Below are 13,268 nucleotides of genomic sequence, written 5' to 3'. Positions count from 1 at the left end.
AGGAGTTAGCGACTCCGTGGCCCGACTTAGCGGTCGAAGCCCTCGCCGATGAGCTCGATGAGTTCCTCACGCTCTTCGACCGGCAGGAAGGCGCCTGCCGCAGCGTTGAGCTGGAAGACTTCGAGGTCATCGAGGTCGTACTCGAAAGCGTCAGCGAGCAGGGCGAGTTCGCGGGTCAGCGATGTCCGGCTCATCGTGCGGTTGTCGACATTCACCGTCACCGAGAAGCCCAGCTGGTAGAGCAGGTCGAAGGGGTGATCGGCGAGCTCCTCGCCCCACTTTTCGATCGCTCCGGTCTGCAGGTTGGAGCTCGGCGAGAGCTCGAGTGGGATCTCGCGGTCGCGCACCCACCGAGCAAGGTCGCCGAACTGCACCAGCACCTCGTCGCCCGCCCGCGAGACGACATCGAGGTCTTCCGCGATGCGCACCCCGTGGCCCAGGCGCAGTGCCCGCCCATCGAGCAGAGCCGAGCGAATCGAGTCCAGGCCGGCAGCCTCACCCGCGTGGACCGTGACCGGGAAGAACTCGCTGGCGAGGTAGTCGAAGGCCTCACGGTGGCGCGAGGGGAGGAATCCGTCTTCGGGGCCGGCGATGTCGAACCCGACGGCGCCGCGCTCACGCCACTGAACGGCCAGCCGCGCGATCTCCAGGGACCGGTCGGTGTGGCGCATCGCGGTGATCAGCTGCCCGACACGGATGTCGTGACCTGCCTGCTCTGCGGCATCCTCGCCCTCTTCGATGCCGTCCTGCACGGCCTCGACGGCCTCCTCGAGCGACAGCCCGCCCGACAGATGCTGCTCGGGAGCCCACCGCACCTCGCCGTAGATCACGCCGTCGGCGGCGAGATCCTCGACGAATTCCCGAGCGACGCGGGTGAGTCCCTCGCGGGTCTGCATGACCCCGACGGTGAGATCGAACGTCTTCAGGTACTCGACGAGCGAACCCGAATCGGAGCGCTCGGCGATCCAGTCGGCAAGATCATCGGCCGTGTCCTCGGGAACATCGAGCCCGATCTGGTCGGCAAGCTCGAGGATCGTCGCCGGCCGCACACCGCCGTCGAGGTGGTCGTGCAGCGACACCTTGGGGAGCTTGCGGATCGACATCCCCTGCAAGACGTGGTCACCGTGCTGATCGATCGACATGAGGGCTCCTGAGTGTGGGGATGGCGGGCGCGGGGAAGAACGAAGGATGCTCAGGCGGTGATGCGCTCGAGGACGATGGGTGTGCGCGAGAGCTCGGCGTCACCAATCTCCCACGCGTTCTCGAGCGCGTCCAGTGCACGAGGGAAGCGCGCCGCATCCTGCGCCGAGAGTGTGAACAGCGGCGCACCGGCGGCCACCGAATCGCCCGGCTTGACGTGCAGGTCGATGCCTGCTGCGTGGATGACGGGATCTTCGGCGCGCGCTCGCCCAGCCCCCAGACGCCACGCGGCGACACCGAACGGCAGGGCCTCCATGCGGGTCACAACCCCAGCGCGAGGTGCGGTGACGGTGTGGGTCTCGCGCGGGGCGGGAAGCTCGGCATCCGGGTCCCCGCCCTGGGCGAGGATCATCGCGCGCCACGAGTCCATGGCGCGTCCATCGGCGAGCGCCGCCTCGACGTCAGCATCCGGCTGGCCCGCCAATGCGAGCATTTCTCGGGCCAGAGCGAGGGTGAGTTCCACGACGTCGGCAGGTCCGCCGCCTGCGAGCACCTCGACGGATTCCCTGACCTCGTTCGCATTGCCGATCGCAAGGCCGAGCGGCGTGTCCATGTTGGTCAGCAGCGCTGTCGTGGCCACCCCGGAGTCAGTGCCCAGCGCCACCATCGTGCGTGCGAGTTCGCGGGCACGATCCACGTCGCGCATGAACGCACCTGAGCCGAACTTCACATCCAGCACGAGCGAGTCAGTGCCCTCGGCGATCTTCTTCGACATGATGCTCGAGGCGATGAGGGGGATGGCCTCGACGGTGCCAGTGACATCGCGCAGCGCATAGAGCTTCTTGTCGGCAGGAGCAAGGCCGGATCCGGCGGCGCAGATCACGGCACCCACGTCCCGCAGCTGCGCCGTCATCTCCTCGTTCGAGAGCGCCGCGCGCCAGCCCGGGATGGACTCGAGCTTGTCGAGAGTTCCGCCGGTGTGCCCGAGGCCTCGCCCCGACAGCTGCGGCACGGCGACGCCGAAGGATGCCACCAGTGGCGCGAGCGGCAGCGTGATCTTGTCACCCACCCCGCCCGTCGAGTGCTTGTCGACGGTGGGCTTGCCGAGTCCCGCGAAGCTCATCCGCTCCCCCGAGGCGATCATCGCGTCGGTCATGACCCGGATCTCGTCACGCTGCATGCCGTTGAGGAGCGTGGCCATCGCGAACGCTGCCATCTGCGCGTCAGCGACGTATCCGCGGGTGTAGGCGTCGACCATCCACCGCAGTTCGGGTTCGGGAACGGCGCCTCCGTCGCGCTTGATACGGATGACGTCAACGGCGTCGAACGGCTCCATCGGCGCCTCGGTCATGCGCGTACCTCCTCGAGGTCGCGGGGCCCGAAGGCATCCGGGAGCACTTCATCGATCGTGCGGATGCCCGACACTGTGTGCAGCAGCATCCCGGGTGCGGAGTGCTCGTAGAGGAGCTGTCGACACCGACCGCACGGCATGATGATCTCCTCCGCACCGTTGACGCACACGAAGGCAGTCAGCCTGCCGCCGCCGCTCATGTGCAGTGCCGAGACGAGTCCGCATTCAGCGCACAGTCCGACACCGTACGAAGCGTTCTCGACGTTGCAGCCCGAGACGGTCCTGCCGTCATCGACGAGCGCTGCCGCTCCGACCGAGTAGTTCGAGTACGGGGCGTAGGCGCGGCGCATGGCCGAGATTGCCTCGGTGCGCAGCCTGTCCCAATCGATGTCTGTCATGCGGGTCCTCCGAGGCTCAGCTCTTGATGTAGGGCTTGCCCGCGGCGGCAGGTCCCCTGACCTGACCGGCGAAACCGGCCACGGCGATGATGGTCACCAAATAGGGCAGCATGAGCATGAACTCCCCCGGGATCGGGGTCTTGAGCACCGTCAGCAAGTTTTGGAGGTTGGTCGTGAACCCGAACAGCAGCGCCGCGAGCGTCGCCCGTACCGGGTCCCAGCGTCCGAAGATGACCGCCGCCAGGGCGATGAAGCCCAGGCCCGCGGTCATCTCTTTGCCGAACTGCGGCACCGAGACGAGAGTGAAGTAGGCGCCCCCGATTCCCGCGATGGCCCCCGCGAGCAGGACGTTCCAGAACCGGGTCGGATTCACACGGATGCCGACAGTGTCGGCCGCCTGCGGATGCTCACCGACAGCTCGCAGCCGCAACCCCCAGCGCGTCCGATACAGCCCCCAGGCCACGACAGCGACCGCGACGTACATCAGGTACACGATGAGCGTCTGGTTGAACAGGACCGGCCCGAGGAGCGGGATGTCGCTGAGAAGGGGAATCGCGATCGGCGCGAACCGCTCAGGGCTGTTGAGCAGGTCCTCGTTCGGCACGAGCAGCGCACCGAACAGGAATCCCGTGACTCCCGTGACGAGCACATTGAGCACGACACCGACGATGACTTGCTCGACGAGGTACTTGATGGCGAAGGCTGCCAGGACGAAGGCGACCATCGCCCCGCCGAGCATCGCGCCGACAAGGCCTACGAGCGGACTGCCGGTGAGGCTTGACAGCACGGCAGCCGAGAACGCCCCAAGTAGCAGCTGGCCCTCGATGGCCACGTTGACGACGCCCGCGCGCTCTCCGATGACACCGCCGAGCGCGCCGAACACGAGCGGCACCGAGAGCGAGATGGCCCCCACCAGGAGGCTCGTGAGCGGCACGAGCCCGTCGGCTCCGGCCCAAACAAGAAAGGCGGTGATCGCGAGCACGCCGAAGGGGATCGTGAGCCACAGCGGGACGGTCCGGTACGCCCAGGATCGCAGCGCGGCCAGCGCCGTCAGCACGACCATCACCGCGACGAGGATCCAGCTCGTCACCGCGGTGGGCACCTCGACGCGCGCCGACGATGCGCCGCCGAAGTCGAACGTGGTCACGCCGTCACGGGGAAGAGCGAGCAACAGGAGTGCCAGCATCGCCGCCGCGATGGCCAGGACGATCGGCACCTTGAGATGACGTTCGCGGACTGTCATGAGCGCGTCCGGGCTCTTCGGCAGCGTCGCGCTCATGCCGTCACCGCCTTCTTCGCGGACTTGGCTCTGGCTGCGGCGGCCTTCTCCTCCTGCGTCTTCGGGAGGAAGAAGATCGCGCGCAGCAGCGGGGGCGCGGCGATGAACAGCACGATCAGGGACTGGACGACGAGGACGATGTCCACGGGGATGCCTTGCGCCTGCATCGAGAAGGATCCTGCCTTCAGGGCGCCGAACAGGATACCTGCGGCGAAGGTGCCCCAGGCCCGGCTGCGACCCAGCAGTGCGACGGTGATGGCGTCGAAGCCGATGCCAGCATCGATGTTCGCGGTGAACCCGTTCGTGACGGCGCCCTGGATCTGGTTCATGGCAGCCAAACCCGCGAGGCCGCCCGCGAAGAGCATTGCGTAGACATAGATGCGTTGCACGCTGATGCCCGCAGCCCGGGCCGCGTGGGGGTTCTCTCCCACGGCCCGCATCCGGAGCCCGAGCGCCGAGCGCTCTACGAGCCACCAGACGAACACGGTCGCTGCGATGACGATGACAAAACCCCAGTCCAGAAGTGGGAACCCTTCACCGAACAGGGTCGGGAACTGCGCGGCCTCCGGAGTCGCCGCCGAGATCGGCTGGTTGGTTCCCGGTCGCTGCAGCAGTCCCGGGGTGCGGATCATCCACAACAGGAGGTAATACGCCACGTAGTTGAACATGATCGTGAGGATGACTTCGTGCGCGCCGGTACGCGCCTTGATGAGTCCCACGATCCCGCCCCAGATCGCACCGCCGAGGATGCCGGCCATCAGCGTCACCGGCAGCTGCAGCCACATTGGCAGGCCCAGGTTGTAGGTGAACAGTGCGGCGAAGATCACGCCGACGAGCATCTGGCCGCGGGCACCGATGTTGAACAGACCGACTCGGAACGCGAGCGCGACACCGAGTCCCGCGGCGATCAGCGGGGCGGCGGTGCCCAGCGAGTTCGTCAGTGGCCGAATCTGGGTCGCGAAATCATCAGCGCGGTAGTTGAACACGGCGCCGCGCAGAAGCGCGTCGTATCCGCCCACCACTGCGTTCCACACGGCGACGACAGTGTCGCCGGGACGGGCGAAGAAGTAGGCGGATGCCGCCTGCACGTCTTCGTTGGTGAAGGCGATCAGCACTCCCCCGACGATCATCGACAGCACGATCGCGAGGATGGTCATGACGGCGTTGCCGCGAAGCAGGTCGGTCAGGAACGCGTTCACGCGCGGCGGCGCGGGCTGCGGGTCCACGAGGGGCCCCGTAAGGTGCGGGAGCTGCTCGGGAGGCAGACCCTTCGTGGAATCCTCGGCACCCGGTGTGGCACCACTCATGCTGCTGTCCCTTCGGAATCGGCGACCCCGGCCATGAGCAGACCGAGCCGGCTTCGGGGGGTATCGGCGGAAACGATGGCCATCAGCTTGCCTCGGTACATGACGGCGATGCGGTCGGCGAGCGCGACGACCTCGTCGAGCTCGGTCGACACGACCACGACGGGGACACCACTGTCGCGGGTCTCGATGACCCGTTTGTGGATGAACTCGATCGACCCGACGTCGACGCCGCGCGTGGGTTGCGCCGCGATGAGCAGACGCAGCGGCCTGCTCAACTCGCGGGCGATCACCACCTTCTGCTGGTTCCCGCCCGACAGCGTACGCGCGGGCGCTTCGGCTCCCTGCGTACGGATGTCGTACTCGTGGATGCGATCGCGGGCGAAGCGGTCGCGCTCCGCCGCCCGGACCGTTCCAAACCGAACGAACTCGGGATCGGAGGTGCGGTCCAGGATGAGGTTCTCTGCAACCGAGAACGGCCCGACGAGGCCGTCCACCGTGCGGTCTTCGGGCACGAAACCGACGCCGGCATCGAGGATGGCGTGAACGCTCTTGCCCGTCAGCTCGACACTGTCGAGTCGAATCGACCCCTCGACGCGCGCGGCGAGTCCCATGATCGCCTCGACGAGCTCGGTCTGCCCGTTGCCCTGCACTCCGGCGATGGCGAGGACTTCCCCGGGGTGCACGTCGAACGACACGTCGTCGACGACGATGGCGCCGTGCGACGTGATCACGCGAAGGTCCCGGACCGCCAGTCCCCCCTCACCCGGCCGGGCCGGCGCCTTGTGCACCGTGAGCTCGACGGCCCGGCCCACCATCATCGATGCGAGTTCCTCGTTGGTCGCGGTGGGTTCCGCTTCGCCGACGACACGACCAAGCCGGATGACGGTAATGGCGTCGGCCACCTCGCGCACCTCACGCAGCTTGTGCGTGATGAAAACGATTGCGGTGCCCTCGTCCCGCAGCTGACGCATGATGGCCATCAGCTCGTCGGTCTCTTGGGGGGTAAGCACTGCCGTCGGCTCGTCGAAGACGAGAACCTGGGCGTCTCGCGAGAGAGCCTTGATGATCTCGACGCGCTGCTGCACTCCCACCGGCAAATCGCCGACGACGGCATCCGGATCGATGTCGAAGCCGAACCTCTCGGCAACCGCGCGCACGTGGTCGCGCGCCCTCGACAGGTCGAGCATCCCGCCGAATGTGGTTTCTTCGTGGCCGAGCATCACGTTCTCGGCGACGGTGAAGACGGGGACGAGCATGAAATGCTGGTGCACCATGCCGATTCCCGCCGCCATGGCATCGCCCGGACCGCGGAACCGCCGCGGGGCGCCATCGAGCAGGATCTCGCCCTCGTCGGCCTGATAGAGCCCGTAGAGGACGTTCATCAGGGTCGACTTACCGGCGCCGTTCTCGCCCAAAAGCGCATGGATCTGTCCCGGCTCAACGACGAGGTCGATGCGGTCATTGGCGACGAGGCTTCCGAACCGTTTGGTGATTCCTCGGAGCTCAAGCTTCATATCTGCACCCTACTCAGCCGACGCGGTGCGCGAGAGCAGCGCGCCCGGAAATGGGTTCGGGGCGAACAGCGCCTCAGCGCTGCTCGCCCCGAACGGGGAACTCAGTGGTGCGAACTCACGGGGAGTTGGGCGAGTCGACGACGATGTCGCCAGAGATGATCTGCTCCTGCAAGGCAGCCAACTCGTCAAGCAGGCCTGCGGGCAGCTGCGATTCGAAGTCGTGGAAGCTCGAGAGCTTGACACCCTCGTTCTCCAGCGTGCCCACGTAGGGCTCGACCTCGAACTCGCCCATGGCGGCCGCGATCGTCGCGTCGTAGACCGCGACGTCGATCGCCTTCATGATCGAGACGAGCGTGATGCCAGCGACGGAGTCGTCGGCGACGGCGAGGTCACTGTCGACACCGAGCATGAGCGTGTCTTTGCCGCTGTCGGCGATCGCCGCGGCGGCGCTCTGGTAGATCGGGCCACCGACTGGCAGGATCACGTCGACGCCCTGGTCGAGCACGCCCTGTGCCGTCTGCTTCGCAGTGTCGTTCGCCTCGAAGCCACCGGTGAACGAGCCTTCCTGGGTCGTGGTGTCCCACCCGACGACCTCGACGCTCGCGCCCTTGTCCTCGTTGTACTTCTCGACGCCCAGCTGGTAGCCGTCCATGAAGACCGCGACCGACGGGATCTGCATCCCGCCGAAGGTGCCGACCTTGTTCACGCCCGCCTCGGCAGACCACGCAGCGGCCGCGTAGCCACCGAGGTAGGCAGCCTGCGCGGTGTCGAAGACGAGCGGCTTGACGTTCGGGGCATCCGTGGTGCCATCGAAGTCGTTGTCGGCCCAGTCGTCGATGATCGCGTAATCGACCTCGGGGTTGGCCAGCGCCGACTCGACCGTCGCGGCGGAGAGGTTGAAGCCGACCGACACGATCAGGGTGCAGCCCTCGGAGACAGCGGTCTCCATGTTGGGCGCGTAGTCGTTCTCAGAGGTCGACTCGAGTTCGAGGGCCTCGACGCCGAGCTCGGCGACGGCACGGTCCATGCCTTCCTTGGCCGACTGGTTAAACGACTTGTCGTTCCAGCCACCGGCGTCCGAGATCAGGCACGGCATGAAGCCTTCGACGACGTCGCCGCCGGCGGATGACGTGGTCTCCGTGTCAGTGGGGGCCGACGCGCAGCCGGCGAGTGCAACGAACATGCTTGCGGCAACGAGGCCGCCGAGCACGCGCTTACGGGTGGAAATGGTCAACTGTGCCTCCAGGTGAAGGGCCCGCCCAGACGGCGGGTGCATCTGGAGAATCTACCTAGCGAATCGCCACGATGCATGCTCCAGACAGCCGCCACTGAGCAATGGTTACAAACCCGCAATAGAGTCGTCACGCAAACTGCTCGCGCCGGGGCTCAGGTATGTCAGAGGACGTCGCCGCGACCGCCGAGCTTGAGCGCGTCGACGACACCCTTCACCCGCTGCGCGTGCTCGCTCGTGGTCACCAGGAGAGCATCCGGAGTGTCGACGACGACGATGTCCTGCACACCGATGAGGCTGATCACCCGCGATGTCTGCGACACGACGATGCCGCTGGAGGCGTCAGAGAGGATGCGGGCATTCTCGCCGAGGATGGCGAGGTCGTTCTTGCGGCCGTGGGAGTTGAGCTTTGCCAGGCTCGCGAAGTCGCCGACGTCATCCCAGTCGAAGTGACCAGGGATCACAGCGAGCTTGCCCTTCTCGGCGGCGGGCTCGGCGACCGAGTAGTCAATCGCGATCTTGGTCAGGGCGGGCCAGACCCGGTCGACGACCGGCCCCCGACGGTCGCGGTCGTCCCAGGCCTCGGCGAGTTCCACCAGCCCGGCGTGAAGTTCGGGGTTGTTCGCCTCGATCTCAGCAAGCAGCACGTCGGCGCGAGAGATGAACATCCCCGCGTTCCAGAGGTACGAGCGGTCGGCGAAATAGGCCCGGGCCGTCTCGAGGTCGGGCTTCTCTACGAATCGCTCGACGGTGGCAGCCTCCGGTGCGCCGTCCACGAGAAGTTCGTCGGCCTTCTTGATGTAGCCGAAACCGACCGAGGGCTCGGAGGGCTGGATGCCGATCGTGCTGATGTATCCCTGCCGCGCCACCGCGACGGCCTGCTGCACCGCCCACTGGAAGAGGTGCGGAGGCCGGATGACGTGGTCGGCCGCAAAGGATCCGATGATGACGTCGGGTTCACGGCGCACGAGCACGGCAGCCGCCAGGCCGATCGCCGCCGTCGAGTCGCGGGGCTCCGATTCGAGGAAGACGTTGCGGTCGGGGACGCCGGGCAACTGGGCCTCGACGGCTGCGCGGTGCGCGCGCCCGGTGACCACGGCGATGCGCTCGCTTCCTGCCAGAGGTTCGAGCCGATCCCAGGTGTCACGGAGCAGGGAGTGCCCGGATCCGGTGAGGTCGTGCAGGAACTTCGGGGCGTCGGCGCGCGAGAGCGGCCAGAGCCGGCTGCCGATGCCGCCCGCGGGGATGACGGCATAGAAGTCGGAGATCTTCTGAGACATGCCCCCAGGCTACTGGGGCGGCCTTTCGAGCACGTGTCCGCGAAGTGACAGCACGCGACAGCAGTACCCCCGAACTAAGGGTGGCCTAAGAGCCGCGCCCGCTGCGGGCGCAATAGGATGGGACTCGCGCCCGAGTGACGCCGAGGGACCTGCGCCAGGTTCCCGTTGGGGCACTGACCGCCCCGCTCGTGTTCGATCCAGGGAGGACGACCGTGTCTGCACCAGCACGCGTCACACCGTCGGTATCCGAAACCACCTCCAAGACCCCTCGTGGAACGCTATACCGCGGCCACGAGGGCATGTGGTCGTGGGTTCTTCATCGCATCACCGGCGTCGCCATCTTCTTCTTCCTTCTCGTCCATATCCTCGACACCGCGCTCATTCGGGTCTCCCCCGAGGCCTACAACGCGGTGATCGGCACCTACAAGAACCCGATCATGGGCATCGGCGAGGTGTTCCTGGTCGGCGCGATCGCCTATCACGCCTACAACGGCCTGCGCATCATCATCGTGGATTTCTGGTCCAAGGGTGCGCGCTACCAGCGTCAGCTCTGGTGGATCGTCCTCGGCGTCTGGGCGGTGACGATGATCGGGTTCACCCCCCGTCACCTCATCAATGTCTTCAGCTCGATGGGAGGCGGTCACTGATGAGCGCTCCTGCGATCGCCGAACCCCGCGCCTCCCACAGCACCCCGCGCCGCCGCGGCGTCAACCTCGAGAAGTGGGGCTGGGTCTACATGCGAGCATCCGGCATGGTGCTCGTGGTCCTGATCTTCGGGCACCTCTTCGTCAACCTCATGGTGGGCGACGGCATCCAGGCGATCGACTTCGCCTTCGTTGCCGGAAAGCTCACCAACCCGTTCTGGCAGTGGTGGGACGTCCTGATGCTGTGGCTCGCGCTGATCCACGGCGCCAACGGTATGCGCACCATCACCAACGACTACGTGACTCACGCCAAGACCCGCACCGTGCTCGTCACGGCGATCTGGGTCACCGCGGCGCTTCTGATCCTGCTCGGCACCCTGGTGGTCTTCACCTTCGACCCCTGCCTCGGGTTCGACCCGGCTACCGCGTCCGACACGATCATCGGCCTGTGTGCCTCGTAATCCTGCCGCTCACCTGACATCGAAAGCACAGCACCCGTGACTACTCAGAGCGCCGAAAGCGTCGTCAAGGACGGCGTCCATTACCACCAGTTCGACATCGTGATCGTCGGCGCCGGCGGCGCCGGCATGCGCGCGGCCATCGAGGCAGGCCCCGGCGCGAAGACCGCGGTGATCTCCAAGCTCTACCCGACCCGGTCCCACACCGGCGCGGCCCAGGGCGGCATGGCAGCTGCCCTCGCGAACGTCGAAGAGGACTCGTGGGAGTGGCACACCTTCGACACCGTCAAGGGTGGCGACTACCTCGTCGACCAGGATGCTGCCGAGATCTTGGCGAAAGAAGCCATCGACGCGGTCATCGACCTCGAGAACATGGGTCTGCCCTTCAACCGCACCCCGGACGGAAAGATCGACCAGCGTCGCTTCGGCGGTCACACCGCCGACCACGGCAAGAGCCCTGTCCGTCGCGCCTGCTACGCCGCCGACCGCACCGGGCACATGATCCTGCAGACGCTGTTCCAGAACTGCGTCAAGCTCGGCATCAACTTCTTCAACGAGTTCTACGTGCTCGACCTCATCACGGTGAAGGATGCCGAGGGCAAGACCCAGGTCGCGGGCGTCGTGGCCTACGAACTGGCCACGGGCGACCTGCACGTCTTCCAGTCCAAGGCAGTGATCTTCGCGACCGGCGGCTTCGGCAAGATCTACAAGACGACCTCCAACGCCCACACCCTTACCGGTGACGGCGTCGGAATCGTCTGGCGCAAGGGACTGCCGCTGGAGGACATGGAGTTCTTCCAGTTCCACCCGACGGGCCTGGCCGGACTCGGCATCCTGCTCACCGAGGGCGCTCGCGGCGAAGGAGCCATCCTGCGTAACGCGAGCGGTGAACGCTTCATGGAGCGCTACGCCCCCACGATCAAGGACCTCGCTCCTCGCGACATCGTCAGCCGCTGCATGCAGCAGGAGGTCGCCGAAGGTCGCGGCGCCGGCCCCCACCGTGACTACGTGCTCCTGGACTGCACGCACCTCGGTGCCGAGGTGCTCGAGACCAAGCTCCCCGACATCACCGAGTTTGCTCGTACCTACCTGGGAGTCGACCCCGTCGTCGAACCGGTGCCGGTGATGCCGACCGCGCACTACGCGATGGGCGGCATCCCCACCAACATCAAGGCCGAGGTGCTCGCAGACAACGAGACAGTCGTGCCGGGTCTGTACGCGGCCGGTGAGTGCGCCTGCGTCTCCGTGCACGGCTCGAACCGCCTCGGAACGAACTCCCTCCTGGACATCAACGTCTTCGGCAAGCGCGCCGGCCGGTACGCGGTCGAGTACGTGAAGACCGCCGAGTTCGTCGACCTCCCCGAAGACCCCGCGGCAGGCGTCCGCGAGATGATCGAGGGCCTGCGCAACAACCCCGGCGGGGAGCGCATCGCGGTCCTCCGCAAGAAGCTGCAGGACGAGATGGACAAGGGAGCCCAGGTGTTCCGCACCGAGGAGTCCCTGAAGCACGTTCTCGGCGTCATCGAGGAGCTGCGTGCTCGGTACCTCAACATCCATGTCGACGACAAGGGCAAGAGGTTCAACACCGACCTGCTCGAGGCTGTCGAGCTCGGATTCCTGCTCGACATCGCCGAGGTCGTTGTCGTCACTGCCCGCAACCGGCTCGAAAGCCGCGGGGGCCACATGCGCGACGACTACCCCAAGCGCGATGACGAGAACTACATGCAGCACACGATGGCTTACCTCACGGGCGACCCCCACTCGTCGGTCGCGGATGACCACATCCGCCTCGACTGGAAGCCCGTGGTCATCACTCGCTACCAGCCGATGGAGAGGAAGTACTGACGATGAGCGCGACGCTTGTCTCCACGGATGCCGCCACCGATGAGCAGGGCGACATCGAGCAGTCCCCCGAGCCCACCGGCATCCAGTCGTTCCTGGTGACCTTCATCATCCGCCGCTTCGACCCTGAGGTGGATTCCGAGCCGCGCTGGGTCGACTACGACGTCGAGCTGTACTCGACTGACCGCGTGCTTGACGCCCTCCACAAGATAAAGTGGGAGGTCGACGGGTCACTGAGCTTCCGCCGCTCCTGCGCGCACGGTATCTGCGGGTCGGATGCGATGCGCATCAACGGGCGTAATCGTCTGGCGTGCAAGACCCTCATCAAGGACCTCGACATCTCCAAGCCCATCTACGTCGAGGCCATTAAGGGTCTGCCGCTGGAAAAGGACCTCATCGTCGACATGGAGCCCTTCTTCGCGTCGTACCGTGAGGTGCAGCCGTTCCTCATCTCGAACTCTGCGCCGGAGCCCGGCAAGGAGCGCATCCAGTCGATCGCCAACCGCGAGATCTTCGACGACACGACCAAGTGCATCCTGTGCGCAGCCTGCACCTCGTCGTGCCCCGTCTTCTGGACCGACGGCCAGTACTTCGGGCCCGCCGCGATCGTCAACGCGCACCGCTTCATCTTCGATTCGCGCGACGACGCCGCCGATGTGCGCCTGAACATCCTCAACGACAAGGAAGGCGTGTGGCGCTGCCGCACGACCTTCAACTGCACGGAGGCCTGCCCCCGCGGCATCGAGGTCACCAAGGCGATCGCTGAGGTCAAGCAGGCGGTGCTGCGCGGGCGCGCCTAAGTGTGATGTCCAGGGACGTTGTTG

The 13,268-nt window shown here is 66.4% G+C and carries 12 protein-coding genes; 4 read left to right on the top strand and 8 right to left on the bottom strand.

Annotated features, from left to right (window positions below; translation table 11 throughout):
• Positions 1 to 26: 26 nt before the first annotated feature.
• From B4F19_RS04225 to B4F19_RS04190, 8 genes are all read right to left on the bottom strand, one after another.
• Entirely contained in the window at positions 27 to 1,142 is a 1,116-nt protein-coding gene (locus B4F19_RS04225) for an adenosine deaminase (RefSeq protein WP_292729533.1), read from the bottom strand.
• A gap of 50 nt (positions 1,143 to 1,192) precedes the next feature.
• Positions 1,193 to 2,491 carry a thymidine phosphorylase gene (locus tag B4F19_RS04220; RefSeq protein WP_292732952.1) on the bottom strand — a complete coding sequence of 433 codons (1,299 nt, stop codon included), beginning with the start codon at positions 2,489 to 2,491 and terminating at the stop codon, positions 1,193 to 1,195.
• The gene (locus B4F19_RS04215; protein WP_292732950.1) at positions 2,488 to 2,889 is read right to left on the bottom strand and encodes a cytidine deaminase; all 402 of its coding nucleotides are present in this window, start codon (positions 2,887 to 2,889) and stop codon (positions 2,488 to 2,490) included. The genes B4F19_RS04220 and B4F19_RS04215 overlap by 4 nt, the downstream gene beginning before the upstream one ends.
• 16 nt (positions 2,890 to 2,905) lie before the next feature.
• The gene (locus B4F19_RS04210; RefSeq protein ID WP_292725909.1) at positions 2,906 to 4,168 is read right to left on the bottom strand and encodes an ABC transporter permease; all 1,263 of its coding nucleotides are present in this window, start codon (positions 4,166 to 4,168) and stop codon (positions 2,906 to 2,908) included.
• Positions 4,165 to 5,475 (bottom strand): ABC transporter permease, encoded by a 1,311-nt coding sequence (locus B4F19_RS04205; protein WP_292725907.1) that lies wholly within the window; start codon positions 5,473 to 5,475, stop codon positions 4,165 to 4,167. Before B4F19_RS04205 ends, B4F19_RS04210 begins: the two co-directional genes overlap by 4 nt.
• Positions 5,472 to 6,989 carry an ABC transporter ATP-binding protein gene (locus tag B4F19_RS04200; protein ID WP_292725905.1) on the bottom strand — a complete coding sequence of 506 codons (1,518 nt, stop codon included), beginning with the start codon at positions 6,987 to 6,989 and terminating at the stop codon, positions 5,472 to 5,474. The genes B4F19_RS04205 and B4F19_RS04200 overlap by 4 nt, the downstream gene beginning before the upstream one ends.
• A gap of 115 nt (positions 6,990 to 7,104) precedes the next feature.
• Positions 7,105 to 8,223 (bottom strand): BMP family lipoprotein, encoded by a 1,119-nt coding sequence (locus tag B4F19_RS04195; RefSeq protein ID WP_292733135.1) that lies wholly within the window; start codon positions 8,221 to 8,223, stop codon positions 7,105 to 7,107.
• A 161-nt stretch (positions 8,224 to 8,384) separates the two neighbouring features.
• Positions 8,385 to 9,500 carry a mannose-1-phosphate guanylyltransferase gene (locus B4F19_RS04190; protein ID WP_292732948.1) on the bottom strand — a complete coding sequence of 372 codons (1,116 nt, stop codon included), beginning with the start codon at positions 9,498 to 9,500 and terminating at the stop codon, positions 8,385 to 8,387.
• A gap of 212 nt (positions 9,501 to 9,712) precedes the next feature.
• Here B4F19_RS04190 and sdhC point away from each other — a divergent pair, with 212 nt between their 5' ends.
• The 4 genes from sdhC to B4F19_RS04170 are packed head-to-tail and all read left to right on the top strand — an operon-like array spanning position 9,713 to position 13,244.
• Positions 9,713 to 10,147 carry a succinate dehydrogenase, cytochrome b556 subunit gene (gene sdhC / locus B4F19_RS04185; RefSeq protein WP_228179563.1) on the top strand — a complete coding sequence of 145 codons (435 nt, stop codon included), beginning with the start codon at positions 9,713 to 9,715 and terminating at the stop codon, positions 10,145 to 10,147.
• Positions 10,147 to 10,605 carry a succinate dehydrogenase hydrophobic membrane anchor subunit gene (locus B4F19_RS04180; protein WP_292732946.1) on the top strand — a complete coding sequence of 153 codons (459 nt, stop codon included), beginning with the start codon at positions 10,147 to 10,149 and terminating at the stop codon, positions 10,603 to 10,605. The genes sdhC and B4F19_RS04180 overlap by 1 nt, the downstream gene beginning before the upstream one ends.
• A 36-nt stretch (positions 10,606 to 10,641) precedes the next feature.
• On the top strand, positions 10,642 to 12,447 hold the full coding sequence (sdhA, locus tag B4F19_RS04175) for a succinate dehydrogenase flavoprotein subunit (protein WP_228179561.1): 1,806 nt from the start codon (positions 10,642 to 10,644) through the stop codon (positions 12,445 to 12,447).
• A gap of 2 nt (positions 12,448 to 12,449) precedes the next feature.
• The gene (locus B4F19_RS04170; protein WP_228179560.1) at positions 12,450 to 13,244 is read left to right on the top strand and encodes a succinate dehydrogenase iron-sulfur subunit; all 795 of its coding nucleotides are present in this window, start codon (positions 12,450 to 12,452) and stop codon (positions 13,242 to 13,244) included.
• Positions 13,245 to 13,268: the final 24 nt, after the last annotated feature.

It is taken from the genome of Microbacterium sp. UBA1097, from assembly GCF_002313585.1.
In the GTDB taxonomy this organism is placed as follows: Bacteria; Actinomycetota; Actinomycetes; order Actinomycetales; family Microbacteriaceae; genus Microbacterium.
Note: the sequence above shows the minus strand (reverse complement) of the source record. Positions and strands in the feature narration are given on the sequence as shown.